The organism is Sodalis praecaptivus (assembly GCF_000517425.1).
Taxonomy (GTDB): Bacteria; Pseudomonadota; Gammaproteobacteria; order Enterobacterales; family Enterobacteriaceae; genus Sodalis_A; species Sodalis_A praecaptivus.
In genome coordinates this window covers 837,482-861,866 of the sequence record NZ_CP006569.1, presented here as the reverse complement: position 1 = coordinate 861,866, position 24,385 = coordinate 837,482, and the positions used below count along the sequence as shown (strand labels likewise).

At 58.4% G+C, this 24,385-nt stretch carries 20 protein-coding genes and 1 other RNA gene; 6 read left to right on the top strand and 15 right to left on the bottom strand.

The window, feature by feature from the left end; translation table 11 throughout:
* Nucleotides 1-17 precede the first annotated feature (17 nt).
* From gcvH to SANT_RS03895, 6 genes are all read right to left on the bottom strand, one after another.
* Complete coding sequence (gene gcvH / locus SANT_RS03920; protein ID WP_025420999.1) at nucleotides 18-413, bottom strand: glycine cleavage system protein GcvH; 396 nt, start codon at nucleotides 411-413, stop codon at nucleotides 18-20.
* A 26-nt stretch (nucleotides 414-439) separates the two neighbouring features.
* Entirely contained in the window at nucleotides 440-1,540 is a 1,101-nt protein-coding gene (gene gcvT / locus SANT_RS03915) for a glycine cleavage system aminomethyltransferase GcvT (protein ID WP_025420998.1), read from the bottom strand.
* 355 nt (nucleotides 1,541-1,895) lie between these two features.
* On the bottom strand, nucleotides 1,896-3,113 hold the full coding sequence (gene ubiI / locus SANT_RS03910) for an FAD-dependent 2-octaprenylphenol hydroxylase (protein WP_025420997.1): 1,218 nt from the start codon (nucleotides 3,111-3,113) through the stop codon (nucleotides 1,896-1,898).
* Nucleotides 3,114-3,144: 31 nt separating this feature from the next.
* Entirely contained in the window at nucleotides 3,145-4,323 is a 1,179-nt protein-coding gene (ubiH, locus tag SANT_RS03905; protein ID WP_025420996.1) for a 2-octaprenyl-6-methoxyphenyl hydroxylase, read from the bottom strand.
* Nucleotides 4,320-5,639, bottom strand: a complete 1,320-nt coding sequence (gene pepP / locus SANT_RS03900; protein WP_025420995.1) for a Xaa-Pro aminopeptidase — start codon at nucleotides 5,637-5,639, stop codon at nucleotides 4,320-4,322. Before pepP ends, ubiH begins: the two co-directional genes overlap by 4 nt.
* Nucleotides 5,640-5,714: 75 nt before the next feature.
* Entirely contained in the window at nucleotides 5,715-6,302 is a 588-nt protein-coding gene (locus SANT_RS03895; RefSeq protein ID WP_025420994.1) for a YecA family protein, read from the bottom strand.
* A gap of 178 nt (nucleotides 6,303-6,480) precedes the next feature.
* On the opposite strand from SANT_RS03895, the gene zapA reads away from it, so the two are divergent.
* From zapA to SANT_RS03885, 3 genes are all read left to right on the top strand, one after another.
* Nucleotides 6,481-6,810, top strand: a complete 330-nt coding sequence (gene zapA / locus SANT_RS03890) for a cell division protein ZapA (protein ID WP_025420993.1) — start codon at nucleotides 6,481-6,483, stop codon at nucleotides 6,808-6,810.
* A gap of 50 nt (nucleotides 6,811-6,860) precedes the next feature.
* Nucleotides 6,861-7,044, top strand: a non-coding RNA gene (ssrS, locus tag SANT_RS23210) — 6S RNA.
* 21 nt (nucleotides 7,045-7,065) lie between these two features.
* On the top strand, nucleotides 7,066-7,695 hold the full coding sequence (locus SANT_RS03885; RefSeq protein WP_025420992.1) for a 5-formyltetrahydrofolate cyclo-ligase: 630 nt from the start codon (nucleotides 7,066-7,068) through the stop codon (nucleotides 7,693-7,695).
* A 219-nt stretch (nucleotides 7,696-7,914) separates the two neighbouring features.
* On the opposite strand, the gene serA is transcribed toward SANT_RS03885, so the two are convergent.
* On the bottom strand, nucleotides 7,915-9,147 hold the full coding sequence (gene serA / locus SANT_RS03880; protein ID WP_025420991.1) for a phosphoglycerate dehydrogenase: 1,233 nt from the start codon (nucleotides 9,145-9,147) through the stop codon (nucleotides 7,915-7,917).
* A 294-nt stretch (nucleotides 9,148-9,441) separates the two neighbouring features.
* The gene (gene rpiA / locus SANT_RS03875; protein WP_025420990.1) at nucleotides 9,442-10,098 is read right to left on the bottom strand and encodes a ribose-5-phosphate isomerase RpiA; all 657 of its coding nucleotides are present in this window, start codon (nucleotides 10,096-10,098) and stop codon (nucleotides 9,442-9,444) included.
* Between the two features lie 183 nt (nucleotides 10,099-10,281).
* Between rpiA and SANT_RS03870 the strand changes: the two genes are divergently transcribed.
* Nucleotides 10,282-11,175 carry a LysR family transcriptional regulator ArgP gene (locus SANT_RS03870; protein WP_025420989.1) on the top strand — a complete coding sequence of 298 codons (894 nt, stop codon included), beginning with the start codon at nucleotides 10,282-10,284 and terminating at the stop codon, nucleotides 11,173-11,175.
* A gap of 261 nt (nucleotides 11,176-11,436) precedes the next feature.
* Here the strand turns inward: SANT_RS03870 and SANT_RS03865 are convergent, their stop codons facing one another.
* The 5 genes from SANT_RS03865 to pgk form a co-directional block, all read right to left on the bottom strand.
* Entirely contained in the window at nucleotides 11,437-12,162 is a 726-nt protein-coding gene (locus SANT_RS03865) for an oxidative stress defense protein (protein WP_025420988.1), read from the bottom strand.
* Between the two features lie 190 nt (nucleotides 12,163-12,352).
* On the bottom strand, nucleotides 12,353-12,994 hold the full coding sequence (locus SANT_RS03860; protein WP_025420987.1) for a LysE family transporter: 642 nt from the start codon (nucleotides 12,992-12,994) through the stop codon (nucleotides 12,353-12,355).
* Between the two features lie 262 nt (nucleotides 12,995-13,256).
* Nucleotides 13,257-14,225 (bottom strand): small-conductance mechanosensitive channel MscS, encoded by a 969-nt coding sequence (gene mscS, locus SANT_RS03855; protein ID WP_025420986.1) that lies wholly within the window; start codon nucleotides 14,223-14,225, stop codon nucleotides 13,257-13,259.
* A 360-nt stretch (nucleotides 14,226-14,585) separates the two neighbouring features.
* On the bottom strand, nucleotides 14,586-15,662 hold the full coding sequence (fbaA, locus tag SANT_RS03850) for a class II fructose-bisphosphate aldolase (protein ID WP_025420985.1): 1,077 nt from the start codon (nucleotides 15,660-15,662) through the stop codon (nucleotides 14,586-14,588).
* 114 nt (nucleotides 15,663-15,776) lie between these two features.
* Nucleotides 15,777-16,940 carry a phosphoglycerate kinase gene (gene pgk, locus SANT_RS03845; protein ID WP_025420984.1) on the bottom strand — a complete coding sequence of 388 codons (1,164 nt, stop codon included), beginning with the start codon at nucleotides 16,938-16,940 and terminating at the stop codon, nucleotides 15,777-15,779.
* Nucleotides 16,941-18,064: 1,124 nt separating this feature from the next.
* Between pgk and fliB the strand changes: the two genes are divergently transcribed.
* Nucleotides 18,065-19,303 (top strand): flagellin lysine-N-methylase, encoded by a 1,239-nt coding sequence (gene fliB / locus SANT_RS03840; RefSeq protein ID WP_025420983.1) that lies wholly within the window; start codon nucleotides 18,065-18,067, stop codon nucleotides 19,301-19,303.
* Nucleotides 19,304-19,472: 169 nt separating this feature from the next.
* On the opposite strand, the gene speB is transcribed toward fliB, so the two are convergent.
* Together speB and speA are read right to left on the bottom strand one after the other, a co-directional pair.
* Nucleotides 19,473-20,396 carry an agmatinase gene (speB, locus tag SANT_RS03835; RefSeq protein WP_025420982.1) on the bottom strand — a complete coding sequence of 308 codons (924 nt, stop codon included), beginning with the start codon at nucleotides 20,394-20,396 and terminating at the stop codon, nucleotides 19,473-19,475.
* A 19-nt stretch (nucleotides 20,397-20,415) separates the two neighbouring features.
* Complete coding sequence (gene speA / locus SANT_RS03830) at nucleotides 20,416-22,392, bottom strand: biosynthetic arginine decarboxylase (RefSeq protein WP_025420981.1); 1,977 nt, start codon at nucleotides 22,390-22,392, stop codon at nucleotides 20,416-20,418.
* An 821-nt stretch (nucleotides 22,393-23,213) separates the two neighbouring features.
* Between speA and metK the strand changes: the two genes are divergently transcribed.
* Nucleotides 23,214-24,368 carry a methionine adenosyltransferase gene (metK, locus tag SANT_RS03825; protein WP_025420980.1) on the top strand — a complete coding sequence of 385 codons (1,155 nt, stop codon included), beginning with the start codon at nucleotides 23,214-23,216 and terminating at the stop codon, nucleotides 24,366-24,368.
* The last annotated feature ends 17 nt before the right edge of the window (nucleotides 24,369-24,385 follow it).

Genomic DNA, 24,385 nt, shown 5'->3' with positions numbered 1-24,385 from the left:
CGGCCGGGGCGTCAGCGTTATTCGTCTTCTTCGTCGATGGCGGCCTGATAAGCGGCGGCGTCGAGCAATTCGTTCACTTCGCTTTCATCGGCGGCTTTGATCTTAAACAGCCAGCCATCGGTATAAGGCGCGCTGTTGACCAGCTCCGGCGATCCGTCGAGATCGTCGTTCACCGCCACAATTTCGCCGCTGATGGGCGCATAGATATCCGACGCAGCTTTTACCGATTCCGCCACGGCGCAATCTTCGCCGGCGGAGAACGAGGCGCCCACTTCCGGCAGATCCATGAACACCATATCGCCCAGCAGCTCCTGCGCATGTTCGGTAATCCCGACACAATAAACGCCGTCGCCTTCGTTTAACACCCACTCATGGGATGCGGTATATTTTAATTCTGTCGGCACATTGCTCATCGCCATCCTCACTATGACAAAGTTAGTTATTGCGCAACCGCTTTGCCGGCGCGCACAAAACCGGGTTTGGTGACCTTAACCGGCATTTCGCGGTTACGGATTAACACTATCGCCTGCTGGCCGATACCGGCCGGCACTCGCGCCAGCGCAATGCTGACGCCCAAAGTGGGCGAAAACGAGCCGCTGGTGATGATGCCTTGCTGCATGTTGCCGGAGGCGTCGGTGAAATGGACCGGCAGGCCATTGCGCAATACGCCTTTTTCGGACATCACCAATCCGACCAATTGCTCGCCGTCGCCGGCGGCGCGCTGGGCCTCCAGCGCCTCGCGGCCGATGAAATCGCGGTCCTCAGGCTGCCAGGTAATGGTCCAACCCATATTGGCCGCAAGCGGAGAAATGCCTTCGTCCATTTCCTGGCCGTAAAGGTTCATTCCCGCCTCCAGGCGCAAAGTATCGCGCGCGCCCAGTCCACAGGGCTTCACGCCGGCCGCCAGCAGCCGCCGCCAGAAATCCGCGGCCTGCGTGGCGGGTAACGCAATCTCATAGCCCGCCTCGCCAGTATAGCCGGTGGTAGCGATGAACAAATCACCGGCCTGCACGCCGAAAAACGGTTTCATTCCGGCCACCGCCTGACGCTGTTGCGGGGTGAACAGCGTCTGCGTTTTGTTTTGCGCCTGCGGCCCCTGCACCGCAATCAGGGCGAGATCGTCGCGCACGGTTACCGCCACCTGGTAGCGTTCGGCGTGACGAGTGACCCACTCAACGTCTTTGTCACGGGTGGCGGAATTCACCACCAGGCGGAACTCGGTTTCGGAAAGGAAATAGACGATAAGATCGTCTATCACCCCGCCGGAAGCGTTGAGCATGCCGGTGTAAAGCGCTTTACCGGGCACCGTCAGCTTGGCGACATCATTGGCCAGCAGATGGCGCAGAAAATCACGGGTGCGCGGCCCCGCTAAGTCGACAATGGTCATATGGGACACGTCGAACATGCCGGCATCGCGCCGCACCTGATGATGTTCATCCAGTTGGGAACCGTAGTGGAGCGGCATCATCCAGCCGTGGAAATCCACCATTTTGGCGCCGCACGCGAGGTGCTCTTCATACAGCGGGGTCTGCTGAGCCATCTTTTCTCTCTTACTCAATGGGAAGACAGATAACTACCGAAGCGCTCCAAGCCTCTGCCCGGGCGGGTAAAGAGGGCTGACGCAAACGATACCTTTAGGCAGAACTTACCATTGAACGGCGGTGGAAACCATAACTTAAATTATCAACCGAAGGAAAAGCCACGTGAAAGGTAAGGAAAGCCAGGCGCGATATTATGCTGCCTAAAAACGGATTTCGGCGCACGAAACAGGCATCGCAACGGGTAAAAGGAAAGTTTAATCACAAAAAACCCCGCCACTGCTTTTTTAATCCCGGCGGGGTTTAGGCATCGGATTAGAAAATATAATCCAAAAGCTTCGGTAAAATTAGAATAATTCAGTCGAAGGGCTCGGCTGCCAACCAGGCAGGTAAATCGTTCAATCCCATCGCCTGTTTGATGAAGCGGGGCTTAACGCCGGGTAGCGTATCCGCCAGCCGCAAACCGGCGTCGCGGACCCATTTTTTTAGCGGCTGTTGGCCGGCGAAAAGCTCGCGAAACCCCTGCATGCCCGCCAGCATCAGCGCGGCGCTGTGTTTGCGGCTGCGCTCGTAGCGCCGCAGATAGGGGTAATGGCCGATATCCTTGCCGGCTTTTCGCAGGCGCCGCACTTCTCCCAACAGTTCCGCGACATCCATGAACCCCAGGTTGACGCCCTGCCCCGCCAGCGGATGGACGGTATGCGCGGCATCCCCTACCAGCACCAGGCGGTGAGCGGCAAAATTACGCGCATAGCGGCCGGTGAGCGGGAAAGTTTGCCGTTCGCCCTGCAGCTCGCATAACCCCAGCGCCAGACTGAAGTTCATGGCCAGCGCGGCGTTGAACGCTTCGGCGGGCGCCGTCAGGCGCTCTTGCGCCACCGACGGCGGCAGCGACCAGACGATAGAGCTTAAATGCGGGTCGCTTAGCGGCAAAAACGCCAGAATGCCGTCACCGTGAAACGTTTGTCGGGCGATATTGCCATGAGGCCGGGCGGTGCGCACGGTTGCCACCAACGCATGATGCTGGTAGTCCCAAAAAGTCAGCGGGATATCGGCATGGGTCCGCAGCCAAGAGCGCGCGCCGTCCGCCGCCACGACCAGGCGGGCGGTCAGCATCCGGTCGTCGTCAAGGGTGATAAAGGCTTCATTTTCACCCCAGGCCACCTGGCGCAGCGTGGCAGGGGCTATCAGCGTTACCTCGGCCAATTGCTCCGCGCGGCGCCATAATGCCTGCTGAATGACCGGATTTTCAATGATATGCCCCAGCTCCGGATAGCCCAGCCCGGCACCGTCGAAAGCGATACGCCCGAAGCTGTCCCGCTCCCAGACTTCCATGCCCCGATAAGGATTGGCGCGCTGCGCGGTGATGGCCTCCCAGACCTGCACATGCTGCAACAAACGCCGGCTGGCGGCATTGATGGCGGAAACCCGCAACGCCGGCTGTTCGGCAGGAGGAATCGCCTCCGGCCCCTGGCGCTCGATGACCGCCACGCGCAATCCGGTCCCCTGCAGGCCGCAGGCCAGCGCCAGGCCGACCATGCCGCCGCCGCTAATCACGATATCAAATGCTTGCATAGCTTAATGGATCCTTGCTTGCGGGTCGGGGTCAACGGGCCACCCAGCCCAGCGTTTTACGCGCCAGCGCATCGCGCAGCGACGGAATATGGGCCATGGCCAGCAGCCCAAGATTTCGGCCCACCACTAACGGCAGGTGACGGTTGGCGAACAGATGAATCAGCCCGTCGGTGATGCCAACGGTACCGGCCTGGTCCGGCTGCCGACGACGCTGGTAGCGGGATAGCACGGCGTAATCGCCGATATCCTCTCCCTGCGCCGCAGCCTGCGCCAGCGTTTCCGCCAGCGTCATCACATCGCGCAGCCCCAGGTTAAACCCCTGGCCGGCAATGGGGTGCAGCGTTTGCGCGGCATTACCCACCAGCGCCAGGCGGTGGGCAATATGCCGCTCGGCCGTGCGCAGCCGCAGCGGGTAACACTGGCGCTCGCCGGCGGCGGTAATCCGGCCGAGCCGCCAGCCAAACGCCTGCTGCAACGCTTGGCAAAAACGCCCCTCGTCCCAGTCGGCAATGTCCTGTTCATGCGCAGCCGGCAGGCACCAAACCAGCGAACTGCGCGCGCCGGACATGGGCAGCAACGCCAGCGGGCCCTGGGGGGTAAACCGCTCGAAAGCGTCACCGCCGTGCGGCACGGCGGTGCTGATATTGGCGATAACCGCAATTTGCTGATAATCCCGCTGCCGCCAGCGCATGCCGCATTGCGCCGCCAGCGGCGAGCGCGAGCCGTCCGCCGCCACCACCAGTTGCGCGTTGAGCTCGACGCCATTATCCAAGGTAATGATCGTCTCCTCGCGCTCGCGCCTGAGGCGCGTGAGCGTCGCCGGACAATGCAGCCGCACGCCGGGGGCCTGGCGCAGCAAATCGAATAGCCGTTTACCGGCCGCGTGCAGCTCCACGACATAGCCCAGCGCCGGCAACTGATAGTCGTCGGCCGCAATCTGAACTTTACCCAGGTGCCCTTTGTCGCTCACCTCCACCCGGGTAATGGCGGTGGCGCAGGATGCCAGCGCCGGCCAGACGCCGATGGCGGTCAGCTCGCGGCAGGTCCCCTGCGCCAGCGCGATAGCGCGGGCGTCGAAGCCGGGATGATCGCGGCTTTCCGGCGTCCGCGCCTCCACCAGGTCGATTTGCAGCGTGCCGCGGCTCAGATGCGAAAGCGCCAGCGCCAACGTCGCGCCGGCCATGCCGCCGCCGATAATGGTGACACTCATCCTTTGCGCGCCGCCGCCATAAGGGCTTCAATCGCCTCGGCCTCTTTGACGACCGAGGCGGTGAGGTTTTCATTACCCGCGGCGGTAATCACGATGTTGTCCTCAATGCGAATGCCGATACCGCGGTAGGCGGGGGGCACATCGGCGTCGCTGGCAATATAGATACCCGGCTCGATGGTCAGCACCATACCCGGCTCCAGCGCCCGGCTACGCTCTGAGGAGCCATAATTACCGACGTCGTGAACGTCAAGCCCCAGCCAGTGGCTCAGGCCATGCATAAAGAATTGCCGGTGCGCCTGTTCGGCGATGAGCGCCTCGACCTCTCCCTTCATGACGCCCAGTTGCACCAGACCGGTGACCATAATGCGCACCGCCTCTTCACCCACCTCCTGAATACTGCGCCCCGGGCCATAAAGCTCAAGGGCGCGGTTAAGCATTGCCAGGACCAGGTCATAAATCGCGCGCTGTTCCGGCGAGAAGCGGCCATTGACCGGAAAGGTGCGGGTGATATCCCCGGCGTAGCCCTGATATTCACAGCCGGCGTCGATCAACACCAGATCGCCGCTTTTCATCCTGGAGGCGTTTTCGGTGTAGTGCAAAATGCAGCCGTTTTCGCCGCTGCCGACGATGGTGTTGTAAGACGGGAAGCGCGCGCCGTGGCGATTGAATTCATGCTGGATCTCGCCTTCCAACTGATATTCGTACATGCCGGGCCGGCATTGCTGCATGGCGCGGGTATGCGCCAAAGCGGTGATTTCACAGGCGCGGCGCATCACCGCCAGCTCCTCTTCGGATTTTATCAGCCGCATGTCGTGCACCCAGGGCCGCCAATCCACCAGCGTGGCCGGCGCCTGCCATTGCTGACGCGCGCCGCGGCGCAATTTATCCAGCGCGCTGAACAGCAATGTGTCGGCAAAGTCGTATTCGCCTTGCGCATGATAAACCACGTCCAGGCCGTTGAGCAGCAGATGCAATTGGCTGCCGATATCGTCCCAGGGGAGCGCTCGGGAAACCCCTAGGCGCTCCGGCGCCGCCTCCTGACCCAGGCGGCGGCCGGTCCAGATTTCGGCGGTTTTATCGCGTACCCGATTAAATAATACGCTGTGATGATGGCTTTGGTCGCTTTTGACCAGAATCAACAGCGCCTGCGGCTCGTTAAAGCCGGTGAAATACCAGAAATCACTGTTTTGCCGATAGGGATACTCGCTATCGGCGCTGCGCGTCGCCTCGGGGGCGGCAAAGATCAGCGCGGCGCTTCCCGGGGCCATTTTCGCCAGCAATCCTTGACGACGCCGGCTATATTCTAGTGGTGTCATCGCTCCCTCCAGCCTGGTTAACATGCTCGGCTCCTTTGCCGTGGCCAATACGCCGACGCAAGGCCGGCGTTAATGTTAATGTAATACCGGACCGGCCGGCGTGGGCGCCGCGTCGTCATCCGGACGGGTGAAATCATTATGGCAAAGGATGGCGGCCATACGGACATACTCAATCACTTCCTCCAGCGATTGCGCCAACGCCTCGCGATCTTCGTCCTCGTCATACCCCAACTGAGCGATATTGCGCAAATCGTCTATCGCCTCGCGCACATCGCCCCGCACCTTGTCCAACTGCGGCTGGACCACCCCCAGACCGAGCAGAAAATGGTTGACCCAGCCGGCCAGGGCCTCCACTCGCGCGAATAGCGCATTCCCTTCGTCGTCGTCCGCCGGCAGCAATAGCTGAAATTGGAATGACGCATCCGCCAGCGCGCTGGCGGTGGCCTGGTGCAGGTCGCGCAGCGGCCCGGCGAGCGTTTGGCTGAACGCCAACCCGTCGTTGGTCAACTCATGCACTAACACCTGCCAACTGTCGTTATGGTTACCGCCACACACTATCCCGCTCAGCAGCCCATGCATCTCCGCAGCGGTTAAAGCCACCGCCTGCGCTGCCAAAAGCCGGTTCAAATTTTCGTAATCGGGGAATGTATTTTGTTTAGACATGCGCTTTCATCAATGTTGGCGGGATAAGTTCGTGTTATGCTACCACCAAGGTCCGTCGCTATACCAGAAAGGGCTTGTAACTTCTGTTTTAGATAGATTATAGTTGCGCCCCTTCGCGCCTCGCCGATATTACGCGGCAGTGGCGGGGTTGGCGCGGTAACAAAGGCAGGAAGGTGGTATGTCCGCACAACCGGTAGATATTCAAATTTTTGGCCGTACATTACGGGTCAATTGCCCCCCGGAGCAACAGGAAGCGTTGAACCAGGCGGCGGAAGATCTTAATCAGCGGTTGCAAGATCTGAAAGTTCGAACTAGAGTCACCAATACGGAACAACTTGTTTTCATCGCCGCCCTGAACGTCTGTCACGAATTGGCGCAGGAAAGGTTGAAAACCCGGGATTATGCAGCCAACATGGAACAGCGCATTCGTTTATTGCAGCAAACGATTGAGCAGGCGCTGGTAGAACAGGGCCGCATAACGGAACGACCGGGAAACCAGTTCGAATAACGACGTACGCACCGCGGGGCCGATACCGATACCCGCGGGCTGAAAACCAAATTTCTCTGAGGTGTTCGCCAGCGGGTCAGTCCCCTGAGCCGATATTTCATACCACAAGAATGTGGCGATTCCTGACCGGTGCGCATGCTCGGCTCGTCCGAGAAGCCTTAAGGTCTCGACGCTGCGTTCACCTTGAACCAAGGGTTCAAGGGTTACAGCCTGCGGCGGCATCTCGGAGATCCCCTAGTTAAGCACCGTTTCCCTATGACCTCGTCAATGGAAAAATCACTGCTGCGGCAGTCGCTGCGCAATCATATCCGCCTGCGGCGTCGCGCGCTGTCGTCCCAAGAACAATCGGACGCCGCCCTGCGCGTCGTCAGCCGCGTCATGAACGACGCGCGTATCCGTAGCGCCCGCACCCTGGCCGTTTTTCTTTCGTTCGATGGCGAGCTGGATACCCGTCCGCTGATCGATGCCCTATGGGCCGCCGGCAAGCAGGTTTATCTGCCGGTACTGCATCCTTTCACCCCCGGTCACTTGCTGTTTATGCGCTATAGCGCCACCACCCCGCTAGTGTTGAACCGGTTGCGCATCCGCGAGCCCCGGCTGGATATCACTACGCTACTGCCGCTGGCCGGCCTGGATGTGCTGTTCACGCCGCTGGTGGCGTTCGATGCGCAGGGGCAGCGCCTGGGCATGGGCGGTGGCTTTTATGACCGCACGCTACAGCACTGGCGGCCACTGGCGGGCTTTTACCCTATCGGGCTGGCGCACGATTGTCAGCAGGTAGCGGATCCGCTGCCGGTGGAAGAGTGGGATATTGGACTTCCGGAAATTATTACCCCCTCCCACCACTGGCGCTGGCATGACGCCGGGGCGAAAAAAACCGGCTGACGCCGTTTTTGCCCTTCGTTACCCAGATCGGCCGTGGCGCTGAAGCCTGCGCCACGCCCGCGACATGGGCGCCGGCGAGGAGAGACTACAGGGGCAGGCGCCGGGTTTACCTTACTCCACTCCCGCCGCCGGCGGTGTCCGCCATTGCCTGCGCCGGGCTTACCTGACTTTCGCCCACGGCGGTGAGGGCCATCGCGCGCCGCGCATTCCTGTCGGCCCTCAGTAGAGCAAGCGGGCGCGTATGGTGCCCGGTATCGCTTTCATCAGCTGCAGCGCGGTATCTTCCGCCGCCGTTTCCACATCGATGACCACATAACCGATTTCCGGCGTCGTCTGCAAATATTGCGCGGCGATGTTGATCCCCTGCTCGGCGAAAATCTGGTTGATCCGAGTCAACACGCCGGGGCGATTTTCATGGATATGCAGCAAACGGCTCACGCGTTCGCCGTGCTCCGGCAGCGACACCTCGGGGAAATTGACCGCCGACAAAGTGGAACCGTTATCGGAATACTTCACCAGTTTGCCGGCCACTTCGATGCCGATATTCTCTTGGGCTTCTTGAGTTGACCCGCCGATGTGCGGCGTCAGGATCACATTGTCAAATTCACACAGCGGCGACGTGAACGGATCGCTATTGGTCGCCGGCTCCTGCGGGAAAACGTCGATCGCCGCGCCGGCCAGATGCTTGCTGGCCAGCGTCTCGCACAGCGCCGCTATGTCCACCACCGTCCCACGCGAGGCGTTAATCAACAGCGCGCCGGCTTTCATTTGCGCGAGCTCGGTTTTGCCCATCATGTTGCGCGTCGACAGCGTATCCGGCACATGCAGACTCACCACATCGCTCATCCCCAGCAGTTCGGCCAGCGTAGCGACCTGCTGGGCATTACCCAGCGTTAGCTTGCTTTCGATATCGTAGAAGAACACCTGCATGCCCAGGCTTTCCGCAAGAATGCTTAGTTGGGTACCGATATGGCCATAGCCGACAATCCCCAGTTTTTTACCGCGCGCTTCGTAGCTACCCTGCGCCTGTTTGTTCCATTGACCGCGGTGTGCCCGGGCGTTAGCTTCAGGGATGCCACGCATCATGAGCAGCATTTCCCCCAATACCATTTCTGCCACGGAGCGCGTGTTGGAGAAAGGCGCATTGAAGACCGGGACGCCACGCTTCATCGCGGCCGGCAGATCCACTTGATTGGTGCCGATACAAAAACACCCCACCGCCACCAGTTTCTCTGCCACGGCGAAAACGTCTTCCGTCAGATGGGTGCGGGAACGAATGCCGACAAAGTGAGCGTCGCGGATCGCGTGTTTCAGCGTTTCGGTGTCCAATGCGCCTTTGTGATACTCAATATTGGTGTAACCGGCGCGTTGCAGATTTTCCAGCGCCGAGGGGTGTACCCCTTCCACCAACAGAAACTTAATCTTATCTTTTTCCAGCGATACTTTTGCCATTTCCCGACCCTTTAAGATGCTCACGATGCGGCTGCGACACGCAGCACTCCGACAAAATAACAAAATTTACCGGTGCGGCAACCGGCATAGGCGCAGGAGGTGCAGCATAAGACACAGCCATAAGGGCGCGTTATGGATAAATCGTCTAGCAGGGGGGATTAGGCGAAGATTTCCGGCAGGCAAGCGTGAAAAATGTGAAATTAATCACTAAATTCAGGGTAGAAAAATAAAACATATTATCGGTTTTTTATTAACATCGGCGGCGACCGGATAGACCGCGCGCCGACCTTCGGTTTAGCCGATGATTTTGACGCCCTGTTCGCTGCCGATAAGCGCCACATCAGCGCCGCGGCGCGCAAACAGGCCAACGGTGACGACCCCGGGGATGTTATTGATTTGCTCTTCAAGCGCCACCGCATCCAGGATCGCCAGATTGTGCACATCCAGGATGATATTGCCGTTATCGGTCACCACGCCCTGGCGATAAACCGGCTGACCACCCAGGCGTACCAGTTCGCGGGCGACCCAGCCGCGGGCCATGGGGATCACCTCAACCGGAAGCGGAAACGTGCCGAGCACGTCCACCAGCTTACTGGCATCGGCGATACAGATGAACTTGCGTGCCACGGCGGCGATGATTTTTTCGCGGGTCAGCGCGGCGCCACCGCCTTTGATCATCTGCATGCTGCCGTTAATCTCATCGGCGCCATCGACATAAATGTCCAGAGCGTCGACATCGTTAAGGTCAAATAAAGGAATACCCAGGCTCTTCAATTTAGCGGACGACGCCTCGGAGCTGGAAACCGCCCCCTCGATTTGATGACTGACGGCCCCCAGCGCGTCAATAAAATGCGCCGCGGTAGAGCCGGTCCCCACGCCTACGATCGTGCCGGGCCGGACATATTTCAGCGCGGCCCAGCCCACCGCTTTTTTCAGTTCATCCTGCGTCATGGTCTATTTCTGCCCTGTGTAACCCTGTGTGGCGGCCAGTATAAAGCAAACTCGACGGCAATGGCGTGAATATTGCCACAACCTCGGCCAAGAACGGCCGTACGGCAGGGTCGAGACTTTGCACACGCAATAGTGTAAAACTATGGCATAGTGCAGGGATATGATGCTGACAGGGGAAGATGAATGAAACGCCCGGATTATCGGACGCTCCAGGCGCTTGACGCCGTAATACGAGAGCGCGGTTTTGAACGCGCCGCACAGAAACTGTGTATTACCCAGTCGGCCGTGTCGCAGCGTATAAAACAGTTGGAAAACCTGTTTGGCCAGCCGCTGCTGGTGCGGACCATCCCGCCCCGCCCCACCGAGCAGGGGCAGAAACTCTTGGCGTTGCTGCATCAGGTGGAGCTGCTGGAAGAAGAGTGGCTGGGCAACGATACCGGCAGCGATACCCCGCTGCTGCTGTCGCTGGCGGTCAACGCCGATAGTCTCGCAACCTGGCTGCTGCCGGCGCTCAAGCCGGTGCTGAGCGATTCCCCCATCCGGTTGAATATGCAGGTGGAAGACGAAACCCGCACCCAGGAGCGGCTGCGCCGTGGCGAGGTAGTGGGTGCGGTCAGTATCCAGCCTCAGCCGCTGCCGAGCTGTCTGGTAGACCGCCTGGGGGCGCTTGATTATCTGTTCGTCGCGTCGCCGTCGTTCGCCGCCCGTTACTTTCCCAACGGAGTGACCCGCAGCGCCCTGCTCAAGGCGCCCGCGGTGGCGTTCGATCATCTCGACGATATGCACCAGACTTTCCTACAGCAGAATTTCGATCTCTCACCCGGCAGCGTGCCGTGCCATATCGTGAATTCCTCGGAAGCCTTTGTTCAGCTGGCGCGTCAAGGCACCACCTGCTGCATGATCCCCCATTTGCAAATCGAGCGCGAACTGGCGCAGCGGGAGCTTATCGATCTCACGCCAGGCTTGTACCAGCGCCGCATGCTGTACTGGCACCGATTTGCGCCGGAAAGCCGTATGATGCGTAAAGTGACCGACGCCTTGCTAGACCACGGTCATCAGGTACTGCGCCAGGATTGATAACGGCTCCACGCTTGCCGAACGCTGCCCGCCGGTTTAACGTTTGCCGAACCCGCGGCGAGAACGCTGCCCCGCCGGTTAACGCTTGCCGAACCCGCGGCGAGAATGCTGTCCCGCCGGTTTAACGCTTGCCGAACCCGCGGCGAGAATGCTGCCCCGCCGGTTTAACGCTTGCCGAACCCGCGGCGAGGATGCTGCCCCGCCGGTTTAACGCTTGCCGAACCCGCGGCGAGGATGCTGTCCCGCCGCGCGGCGAAAAGGTTAAGGCTGCGGCTTCATTTCAAACACGACATCCACCTGATCGTCGAAATGAATCGACTGCTGGGCGTAGGTTTGATCGGCATCGGCCTGGGCAGAAGCGCTAGTGGCTTTGAACATGCGCACCGCCGGCATCGGCTGGTAATTGGCGACATGGTAGCGGATGCTGTACACCGGCCCCAGCGAGGCGTGGAAGCCTTCCGCCAGCGCGCGCGCCTGCGAGGTGGCGTCATCTATCGCCTTCTGCCGGGCTTGGGCACGATATTGTTCTGGATTCGCCACGCCCAGATCCACCGAGCGGATTTCGTTCAAGCCGGCTTTTAGCGCACCGTCCAGCAGTTCGTTGAGTTTATCCAGCTGATGCAGGGTGACCTGCACTTGCCGCACCGCTTTGTAACCTTTCAGCACCGATTCACCGGTTTTAAGATAGTCATATTCCGGCTGGGTACGCAAATTGGCGGCATTGATATCTTTGCTGGCGATGCCGTTCTTTTTCAAAAAATCGAAATATTGCGCAACGCGGGTATCCGCCTGTTTTTTCGCATCCGCCGCGTCTTTGGAGGAAATGGACACCTCGATAGATAGCGTGGCAATATCCGGCGTCGCATCGACGGAAGAGGTCCCTGAGGTGACGACATGCGGCCCCTGGGGCAACTCGGCCGCCACTGCCGGCATGATAGAGGCTCCCAGCCCTACGATAGCGGTTAATACCAGTGCTTTTACCTTCACGGTTCCTCCCGGGAAATATGACTCGCTAATTAAGATACGTAACTGAGTATATCATCCCCCTTTTCCCCCGGGGGACAATGTTATTTGCAGTTTTTTACCGTTACGTTTATACCGGTTGCCAGCATATCCCGTCGTCTGGGACCGAAAACATAGGATAAGTTCTGAATAAGGGGAGTGCGGCACGGATTGCCTATAACGCGGCCAACGCTCTGAACATACGCCAGCCCTGATGAAGCAGCTGCAATGCCACGCACCACATCACGATACCCACGAGCCACTGAATGGCGCGCTGCACGCGCGGCTGTATCAACCAGGGCGCCAGCCGTACGGCAATAAGCGCCAGGCCGTAAAACCAGACCAGGGAGGCGCTGATGGTGCCGCCGGCAAACCAGCCGCGCCCCGCCGGGGCCAATTGGCCGGCGACGCTGCCGAGGATCACTACCGTGTCCAGATAGACATGAGGATTAAGCCAGGTGACCGCCAGAATGGTCAACAGCACCCGACGACGGCTGCCGCCGGCGGTGGCCCGGGTATCGCCCTGCGCCAGCGCGCCGCGCCAGCCGTTGCGCAAGGCGCAAAAACCATAGCCGCCGAGGAACAACACGCCGGCCAAGGTGATGGCCAGCAATAGCCACGGTGAACGGGTGACGAGCGCCGCGCCGCCGAACACCCCCGCGCAGATAAGTAACAGGTCGCTAATAAAGCACAGCGTGGCTGCCAGCAAAAAATACTGCCGGCGTATCCCCTGATTCATCACCATCACGTTTTGCGGCCCGATGGGTACAATCAGGGCCATGCCGAGAAAAAATCCTTGTAAGAAAAAACGCCACATATACCGTCCCGTCGATTACCGATTGTGGCGGGCAGTTTATCGGCCGTCCGGCGACGGTTGAAATGGAATGATCTTATCCCCGATAAGCGGCGTTAATGAGCGACCGCGCCGGCACGGCGCGCCTGTAGAAACGCCCCTAACCGCCTCGGGGCAATGAGAATTTAACGCGGTAAGGCAAGGCACCCGCTGTCGGTCATCGGGCGTGCAGCGGCGGCGCGCAGCCCTGGCCCGTTATTCTGCCGTGACCGCGCGCATCATATCGTCAGGCCGGCTTACCAGTATCGGCGTCCGGCTGCGATTGCACCTGCTGACTCTCCTCGGCATCCCGGGAGGCGTCCGAAGACGTCGCGGCAGTGGCGGATTGCTGTTCCTGCTCGGGCTGTGGCTTCGGCGTCCGGTATAAATGCACATCCATCTGCGGATACGGAATGCCAATATTGTGCGCATCCAGCGCCACCTTAGCTTTCTCTAGCAGGTCGAAAGTGGCGTTTTGCTGATCGCTGCGCGGCACCCAGGCCCGCACCATGAAATCCAGCGAGGACGGGCCCAGCGCGTTTAACCGCACGGTCAGACCCATGTCCTGGATCACGCGGCTATCGGCGACCAGGATATCGGTGATGATCTTCTTCACCTCATCAATGTCGGCATCATAGCTGACGCTGATGATGGTATCGATTAAACGATTTGGCTCTTGAGAGAAGTTGGTGATATTACCGGACAGGATTTTGCTGTTGGGCACCACCACAATCTTGCCATCGTAGGTTTTCAGCGTGGTAGAGAAAATTTGCACCACCAACACCGTGCCCGAGGTGCCGGCAAAATCCACATAGTCGCCGGCGTGGAAGTGGCGGAAGGTGACCAGCAGTACCCCTGCCGCAAAGTTCGACAAGGAGCCTTGCAGGGCAAGACCGATGGCCAAACCGGCGGCACCGATGACGGCAATCACCGAGGCGGTCTGCACGCCTATCCGGTTTAGGGCGGCGATAAGGGTGAAGATCACTATGCCGTAGCGCAAAATCGCCGAGACAAAATCGGCCACCGTGGCGTCAATGTGCCGCGCCTTCATCATCCGATTCAGGGTACGGGCGATAATTCGCGCGACCAGCAGACCGATAAACAGGATGATAATGGCGGCGACGATATTCACCGCGTAATGAATCAGCAATTGTTGATTATTGACCAGCCAGTTACCGGCATGATTGATTTTATCTACAACGTCTATATCTTCCATATAGTTTCCCGCTCTGGTGTATAACAAAGGTCCCTCGGCCCGGGGCCGATGACAAGACAGTATTAAGCCTATACCGCAACGCCTCATCACGCCAACGGAATTGGCCAAGTCGGCAGAAAAATGCCCGATGATTCATTAGGTTAATCAGGATCCAGACCGTTTTAAGCGCCGCTGTCGCGCTGTCGCGTGTCCCGCTTAGGCGAAATATTGCCATGCCCCGCCACGGGCACAAAAAACCGCGCCATCCGAGGGAGAGACGACTTTCCGTTGGATTGCGCGGTGGATATCCCCCGCTCCCGCGCTACGGCGGGAAGCAGGCAAGCGGCACTCCGCGCGGCGCGCGAGGGTACCGCCGGACGATTACAGTACGTCGATAGCGTTCAGTTCTTTGAAGGCCAGCTCCAGGCGCGTTGCCATGGATGCCTGACCGGCGCGGATCCATACGCGCGGATCGTAGAACTTCTTGTTGGGTTTATCGGCGCCTTCGGGATTGCCCAGCTGAGCCTGCAGATAACCTTCGTTTTTCTGATAATATTTCAGAATACCTTCCCACGTTGCCCACTGGGTATCGGTATCAATGTTCATCTTGACCACGCCGTAGCTGACGGCTTCCTTAATTTCTTCCGGCGTAGAGCCCGATCCACCGTGGAAGACCAGATTCAAAGATTTGGCCGGGAGACCAAATTTTTCTGAAACGTATTTCTGGGAGTTATCAAGGATTTTTGGCGTCAGCTGCACGTTGCCAGGCTTGTACACGCCGTGAACATTACCGAAAGCGGCCGCAATGGTGAAACGCGGGCTGATGGCATGCAGTTTTTCATAGGCATAGGCGACATCTTCCGGCTGGGTGTAGAGCGCGGAGTTGTCCAGATGGCTATTGTCGACGCCGTCTTCTTCGCCGCCGGTGCAGCCCAGCTCGATTTCCAGCGTCATATCCATTTTCGCCATACGCGTCAGATACTTGGCGCTGATTTCAATGTTCTCTTCCAGCGACTCTTCAGAGAGGTCGATCATATGGGATGAGAACAGCGGCTTGCCGGTGGCGGCATAATGCTTCTCGCCAGCGTCCAGCAGTCCGTCAAGCCACGGCAGCAATTTCTTGGCGCAATGGTCGGTATGCAGAATAACGGGGATACCGTAATGCTCGGCCATATGATGCACGTGCAGCGCGCCGGACACCGCGCCCAGCACCGCAGCGGTCTGGCCTTCGGCTTTCAAGCCTTTGCCGGCAATAAAAGCGGCGCCGCCGTTGGAGAACTGCACGATAATCGGCGCACGCACTTTTGCGGCCGCTTCCAGCGCCGCATTAATGGAATCGGTGCCTACACAGTTGACGGCGGGCAGAGCAAAGTTGTTTTCTTTCGCGACAGCGAACACTTTCTGAACGTCATCACCGGTGATGACACCTGGTTTCACAAAATCGAAAATCTTAGACATATTACTTTGTCCTGTTTTGTAGGCCATTGATAAAAGGTAACTTATCGCCGCGGCCCGAGCCTGTGAACCAGCCGCGGCGACGACGAACGCCGAAAGCGTCCGCCCGCTGAATATTTACTGTTTCGCGCGCTCTTCCAGCATGACTACCGCGGGAAGTTTTTTACCTTCGACGAATTCAAGGAAAGCGCCGCCGCCAGTAGAAATATAGGAGATCTGATCGGCAATGCCAAACAGGTCGATGGCCGCCAGGGTGTCACCGCCGCCGGCGATAGAGAACGCCTCGCTGTCGGCGATGGCGCGCGCCACTACTTCGGTGCCTTTACGGAAATTGGCGAACTCAAACACGCCGACCGGGCCATTCCACAAAATGGTCTTGGCGTTTTTCAGAATTTCCGCCAGACGGGCGGCGGAAACATCGCCCAAGTCCAGAATCTGCTCATTGTCCTGAATGTCGCTGGCGGATTTCAAGGTGGCGGTCGCGGTTTCGGAAAACTCGGTGGCGACGCGGACATCGGTCGGCACGGGGATATCGCTGCTTTCCAGCAGACGTTTGGCTTCCGGGATCAGATCGGCCTCGTAAAGCGATTTGCCGACATTATGTCCCTGGGCCGCCACGAAGGTATTGGCAATGCCGCCGCCGACGATGAGCTGATCGGCGATTTTCGACAACGAGTCCAGTACGGTCAGCTTGGTAGAGACTTTTGAACCGCCAACGATGGCCACCATCGGCCGGGCCGGGTTATCCAGCGCCTTGCCCAGCGCCTCAAGTTCATTAAACAGCAGCGGACCGGCGCACGCAACGGGGGCAAATTTACCTACGCCGTGAGTAGAAGCCTGGGCGCGGTGAGCGGTACCGAAAGCATCCATGACGAACACGTCGCACAGCGCGGCGTATTTCTTCGCCAGGGCTTCGTCATCTTTCTTTTCGCCCTTGTTAAAGCGCACGTTTTCCAGCACCACCAGTTCCCCTTCGGCGATATCCACACCATCGAGGTAATCTTTGGCCAGACGGACCGGAGAGGACAATTTGCCTTTCAGATAATCCACCACCGGCTGCAAAGAAAACTCGGCGTTGTATTCCCCTTCGGTCGGACGGCCGAGATGGGAGGTCACCATGACGCGCGCGCCCTGTTTCAATGCGGCTTCGATAGTGGGTAGAGAGGCGCGGATGCGCGCATCGGAAGTCACTTTCCCGTCTTTAACCGGCACGTTCAGATCGGAACGGATAAAAACACGTTTACCAGCCAGATCCAAATCGGTCATCTTAATTACAGCCATGGTGAACCCTCTTGTTTGATGCTTGCTAAATTGCCTGAGCGGCGGGGAAAGGCTTCCTCACACCGGACCAGTAGTCGCTCGCGGCCCCGTCCATCCAACGTCTATGGGCCAGGCCTGAATCTTTGACACGTCAGGGGATGAAACGTTGCCCCGCGGCCGCTCACCCCGGCGGGCGGCGGGCAATGGATGCCAGCCTGACTAATAATTCTCTGTTATCAACTATATCACGAAATAACGCCCGTGCCCGCTTTTGCCATCCGCTCGGAAGGTGAGACCGCACGCAACATCCCTTGCCGGGGTTACGCCCGCCGCGATCATCCGGTCGCTGACTGAATCGCTTCAGCTAGAATAATCAAATCTGCACTCGGCAGGAATAATTTTACTGATTTTGTGATGCAGATCTTCTTAATGACGCAAAATTATCGCGCCTGGGCCATGACAATTGCGCCGATTCGGTCTACCTGCCAACAGCCTATTCTCCCCGCGTGCTTAGTGAGCCGTCACGAGCGGGAGACGAGAATGCTGGGGTGGGTGGCGGTGGGTGCAGGGTGCAGGGTGCAGGGTGTGAGGTGCTGAGTGTGAGGGGCTGAGTGTGAGGTGCTGAGCGTGAGGTGCTGAATGTGGGTGCTGAGTGTGGGGTGCTGAGTGTGGGGTGCCGAGTGTGGGGTGCTGAGTGTGGGGTGCTGAGTGTGGGGTGCTGAGGGTAAGGTGCTGAGTGTGGGGTGCTGAATGTGGGTGCTGGGTGTAGGGTGCTGAGTGTGGGATGCTGGGTGTAGGGTGCTGGGTGTAGGGTGCTGGGTGTAGGGTGCTGAGTGTGGGGTGCTGGGTGTAGGGTGCTGAGTATGGGGTGCTGGGTGCCGAGGGCTGGGGGGACCGGCTGAGTTGCCGAGATGGCGGTCGCCACGATGCCAAGGTGCTGCTGGAGTAGCCGTGCCGGGATGCTGCAATACCGGATGCCAAATGCCGGGAACGGGCAAGCCTGAACGCCCGGCCAAAACGCTGGCGGATGCTGCGTCTGCCGGCGGTCGTAAAACGGCGTGCTTTTGTCGCGGTCTTATGGCGATTGCCGGGCGACCTCAGCTGATAACGTGCCCCCTACTTCCCCCACTGCCAGAGTCTAATGCATGAAACTGCATCGTGAGATCACGCCTGTTTTCTATAAAAATTTCAAATGCCGAGGCGAGCAATGCCTCTCCCACTGCTGCCGCGGGTGGGCGATTCATATCGATAAAAAAACCTATAAGACCTATAAGTCTGCTCATCAAATTGAAATAAAAGATATTACAGAAAAATATCTGATACCTAACAGCTCAGAACAGCATGCTCATCGCTACGCCTATATCGCGTTGAAAGAGGATGGCAATTGCCCTTTTCTCAACCAACAAAAACTGTGCAACATCTACCTGACGCTGGGTCCGAGTGCAATGAGTCAAACCTGCCAAACCTATCCACGCATTGAAACGTCCATCCAGAGTTATCGCCAGCATTCATTAAGTTTCTCGTGTCCGGAAGCGGTACGCCTCGTATTGTTCCATCCCGATGCATTGAAGTATGAGGAAAAAACCAGTGTAAAACGCACTAAAATCACCGAGTCCGTCGGCAGCGCTCGGCGAGAAGAGGTTACCCAGGAGCAACAGATTATTCAGTTATTCTGCCGTCATTTGATTATGGCACACAGCCCCTTTATCGAAGACAATCTGTATGCCCTAGTACAGTTTATGATCTTCTTACAATCGCTGAATTATCGGGTGGAGGAGAATTACCCGCGGGTGGAAAGTCTGTTTACCTCGCTGGTCAAGGAGTTGACCGACGGCCAGATTTATCAAAAAAGAAAGGCTATCACCACACCGGCCAGACACCACTTCAAATTCTCTTTGCTGGTAGTGATGCTGCGTTTTTTCACCACCACGGGGCGATCGCGTCAACACTTACTCTCCTCGGTTGGCGATACCATGCAATTTTTTGGTCTGCAAGACGAAACGTTGCAAGCGAATATGCCCGAGAATTGGCAACTATTGGATGATGAATGGAGAAAACTGCTTCATGACAGTTGCCTGGCCCCGCCGCACGTCCTTAAAAACTATTTCTTGTATCAGTTCCATCACTCGACATTCGGCTTGAAGGATCTTACCCATAGCTTAAGGACGTTATATTACTATTTTATCGATTTTTTCTACCTGAAAACCCTGCTATCGGTGCAGTCGGCTCGCGGCCACGCGGTATCGGAAGAAGCGGTTCAGCTTACCTTTAGTCATTACGCCACCGTGACGATGCACTCCGCCCATTTCCGGCCCCAGCTTGATGCGCTGATCGACAAACTGAATTATGGCGACGACCTGTCGTGTCTGTTGTTATTGAACTAGACCTTAGCCGCGGGCAAACGTCACGGCTCGCGCCGCGGGCGAGAGCGGACAGACCATACCGTTTGCCACTGCGGGCGCAGAAGCGGACGCCACGCTTATCATGCGTCTGACGCCCCCTTGGAGCGTGCTGGCAATATCCCAGGGGGCCGCCGGCACACCGCTTTCCCCGTCAGTCGTCGCCCCGCTTGGCGCCCTGGATGTAAAGCATTTCCAGCGCCAGCGTGGCGGCAGCCAGCGCGGTGATCTGCGCCTGGTCATAGGCTGGTGCCACTTCGACGATGTCCATACCGACGATATTCAGCGGTTGCAGCCCGCGCAGCAGCTTCAACGCCCGATCGCTGGTCAGGCCGCCGATGACCGGCGTACCGGTGCCGGGGGCCGCGGAGGGATCCAGACAATCGATATCGAAGGTGAGATAGACCGGCAGGTCACCCACAATCTGCTTCACCTGCGCCAAAACATCGTCAACGCTGCGGTCGTTAACCTGCCCCGCGTCGAGCACGGTGAACCCGTTATCGCGCTCGAATTCGGTACGGATGCCTATCTGCACCGAGTGGGCGGGATCGATTAATCCTTCGTTGGGCGCATGATAAAACATGGTGCCGTGATCGAACTTGCTGCCGTTGGCGTAGGTATCGGTATGAGCGTCGAAGTGCACTAGCGCCATTTTGCCGAAGTGTTTGGCGTGAGCGCGCAATAACGGCAGCGTGACGAAGTGATCGCCGCCAAACGACAGCATCCGTTTGCCGGCCGCCAGGAGCCGCTCGGCATGGTCCTGCAATTTGTCGCAAAAATCCTGCGCATCGCCGAATTCATACACCAGATCGCCGCAGTCCACCACCTTGAGACGCTTACGCACGTCGAAATCCCACGGCCAGCGGCAGCCTTCCCAAGCGAGGTTGGTGGAAACCTGGCGGATCGCGGCGGGCCCGTGCCGGCAGCCGGCACGCCCGGAGGTCGCCATGTCGAAGGGAATACCGGTGATCACCCAGTCTGCGTCCGTGTGATACGGATTGAATTCCAGCGGCAGGCGCAGGAAACCGAAAGCGTTCGACACCAGCGAATTATCGTAATTATGACCCAGGGTACTCATCATCATTCCTTACTTAACGTTATTCATCTTCCAGGTAAGTGTAACCGTACAGGCCCGCCTCGAACTCCTCCAGGAATTCGCTTTGCAGCCCGGCATCCAGATCGGTGTCTTTCACCTGGTCACGGAAACGGGTCAGCAGCACATCGGGATCGAGCTGCACATAGCGCAGCATATCGGCAACGGTATCACCTTCGTCAGACTCGTTCATCTCCAGGCTGCCGTCCTTGAACACATACACATCCACCGTGGCGGTATCGCCGAACAAGTTATGCATGTTGCCGAGGATTTCCTGATAGGCGCCCACCATAAAAAAGCCGAGGGCCGGCGGATTATCGGCATCGTAAGGCGGCATCGGCATGGTAGTGGCGATACCATCGCCGTCAATGTAATGATCAATGGTGCCATCAGAGTCACAGGTTATGTCAAGCAGCACCGCGCGCCCCTCCGGCGGCTTATCCAGCCCCGCCAGCGGCAGAACCGGGAACAGTTGGTCTATCCCCCAGGCATCCGGCATCGACTGGAACAGCGAGAAGTTGACGTACAGCTTATCCGCCATACGCTCTTGTAATTCATCGATTATCGGCCGGTGGGCGCGATTGCTCGGATCGAGCTGGGTCTGAATCAAGCGACAGATGCTGAGATACAACTGCTCGGCCCAGGCGCGCTGCGTCAGATCCAGCATACCGTGAGTATATTGCGTATGGACATCATGCAAATCCATTTGGCTGTCGTGCAGCCATTCGCGCAACGAACGACGATTGCGCGGCTCCTGCATTTCCTGCCAAGTCTGCCACAGGCTTTCCAACGCGCGCGGGGCGTCCGTCTCCGGCGGATGCGGCTCGCTGAATTCATTGCGCTCCACGCCGATGACATTGGACACCAGCACCGTATGGTGCGCCGTTACCGCCCGGCCGGACTCGGTAATAACCGTTGGGTGCGGCAGACCGTATTCATTACAGGCATCGCCGATACCCCAGATGACGTTGTTGGCATATTCGTTCAGGCCATAATTGGCCGATCCGTCGGATTGCGAACGGGTGCCTTCGTAATCGACCCCCAGACCGCCGCCGACGTCAAAACATTCAATATGGACGCCCAATTTATGCAATTCGACATAAAAACGCGCCGATTCACGCACGCCGGAAGCAATATCGCGAATATTCGATAATTGGGAACCCAAGTGGAAGTGCAGTAATTGCAGGCTGTCCAACCGCCCTTTCACACGCAGCAGATCGACCAGTTGCAGCACCTGCGCCGCCGCCAGGCCAAATTTGGACTTCTCGCCGCCGCTCGATTGCCATTTGCCGGAGCCCTGCGAGGCCAGGCGGGCGCGCACGCCGAGGCGCGGCACCACATTCAGCCGTTCCGCCTCCTCCAGCACCAGCGTGATTTCGGAGAGTTTTTCAATTACCAGGTAGACTTTATGGCCGATCTTTTCGCCGATGAGCGCCAGGCGAATATATTCCCGGTCTTTGTAGCCGTTACAGACGATCACCGTGCGGGTCATGCCGGCATGGGCGAGTACCGCCATCAGTTCCGCTTTGGAACCGGCCTCCAGGCCCAGGGGCTCGCCGGAGTTGACCAGCGATTCGATAACGCGGCGGTGCTGGTTGACCTTAATGGGGTAAACCAGGAAATAGCCGCCCTGGTAGCCAAAGGAATCGCGCGCCCGCTGAAAAGCGGCGTTAATGGAGCGCAAGCGGTGCTGCAAGATCTGCGGGAAGCAGAACAGCGCCGGCAGACGCTGGCCTTCGGTCTGGCGCTGTTTTACCAGTTCCGCCAGATCGACGCACGCCTCGGGAAAGTCAGGATCCGGGCAAACGCTGATATGACCCAACTCATTGACGTCGTAGTAGTTATTGCCCCAGTACGTGACATTGTAGGTTCTCAGCATTTTGCTGGCGTCGCTGTCGTTCATGGCTACCTCCTGCATTGAGCGCAAAGTGTCTTGTCGAGCCGCGCGGCGCGGTTCCTGGTCCAGTCGTGAATCAGTCATGGCGGCGGTCTCCCGGGCGCGACGCTTGATTGCCGGCTACCGTCGGTTCAGCGCTCACGCCGGTTAGGGCATTCAGCCCGCCCGCGCGCAACGAATGCGGCAAGAAACGCTGCCGGACGCCGCCGGCGTCCGGTCTATCCAGACAGTAATTGTAAAACACCTTGGTGAACTCCGTGCTACAGGATGGCGGAACACCATCAATTAGGATTGCATGAAAGGCCGTGTGGCCCGAAATCAGAACCCCGCGGCTAGCCCGCCCGGGCGTCCTGAGCCGCTCCTGTGGGGCGGCGACTTCGACAAGAAAGGATGAGCGAGGCGTCGTGGGCAAAGGCGGCCTGACGCGCCGCGCGTCGGAAACGGGATGCAGAAACGAGAGACATCACACGCGTCATGAACCCTGTCTCCTGAAAAAATAAGGCCCTCAACCGGGCGCCGGGGGATAAGTGTAAAATTTTTTAGCGCCCGTTCGGTTAACTTTTACGTTACCTGATGTAAACGCGCGCGATTTTATACCGCTCAATGGGGAAAAAAGCAAAATGAAATTGGCCTATGTCACTTTATTGACGCTTTTTTGTCCTCCCTTGAAACTAGCTGATATATTTCAGCCAAAAAATTACTGGCATTCAACCGAGACCCTACCCTAAAATAGCCATCCAGAAGTTAATCCATCTATACTGATTAACTGTTTTACTGCTGAACGACAGTTTCCGGGGGAGGCAGCATGACGCGTACCGTCATCATCTGGGCATCGCGTATTGCGGGTGCCCCGTCCCCAGCGCTACGCAGTCATTTCCAACCCGTATCCAAAGGTAAAAAGACCAATGGCTAAACACCTATTTACATCTGAATCTGTTTCAGAGGGGCATCCTGATAAAATCGCGGACCAGATTTCCGACGCCGTGCTGGACGCGATTCTGGCGCAGGATCCCAAGGCGCGCGTCGCCTGCGAAACCTATGTTAAAACTGGTATGGTTCTGGTGGGTGGCGAGATCACCACCAGCGCCTGGGTGGATATTGAAGAATTGACGCGCAGCACTATCCGCGAGATCGGTTACATTCATTCGGATATGGGGTTTGACGCCAACTCTTGTGCCGTGCTGAGCGCCATTGGTAAGCAGTCTCCGGATATTAACCAGGGCGTGGATCGTACCGATCCGCTGGAACAGGGCGCGGGCGACCAAGGGCTGATGTTCGGTTACGCCACCAATGAAACCGATGTGCTGATGCCGGCGCCGATCACCTACGCGCACCGTTTGGTGGCCCGCCAGTCCCAGGTCCGTAAAAACGGCACCCTGCCCTGGCTGCGTCCGGACGCCAAAAGTCAGGTCACTTTCGCCTACGACAACGGCAAAGTGGTGGGCATCGATGCCGTGGTGCTGTCCACGCAGCATGCGGAAGACATCGCCCTGCCGCAGCTGAAAGAAGCGGTGATGGAAGAGATCATCAAACCGGTTCTGCCCGCGGAATGGCTCTCCCCTCAGACCAACTATTTTATCAACCCGACCGGCCGTTTCGTTATCGGCGGGCCAATGGGCGACTGTGGGCTGACCGGCCGTAAAATCATCGTCGACACCTACGGCGGCATGGCCCGTCACGGCGGTGGCGCCTTCTCCGGCAAGGATCCGTCCAAGGTTGACCGTTCGGCGGCATATGCCGCGCGCTACGTGGCCAAAAACATCGTCGCCGCCGGTCTGGCCGATCGCTGCGAAATTCAGGTGTCCTACGCCATCGGCGTGGCGGAACCGACCTCCATCACCATCGAAACCTTCGGCACCGAAAAGATCCCGGCGGAAAACCTGACGGCGCTGGTGCGCGAATTCTTCGACCTGCGTCCTTATGGGCTCATCACCATGCTGGATCTGCTGCAGCCGATCTACCGCGAAACCGCCGCCTACGGCCATTTCGGACGCGAACATTTCCCCTGGGAAAAGACCGATAAAGCCGAACTGCTGCGGGACGCCGCCGGCCTAAAATAACGCGCTATAACGCGCGG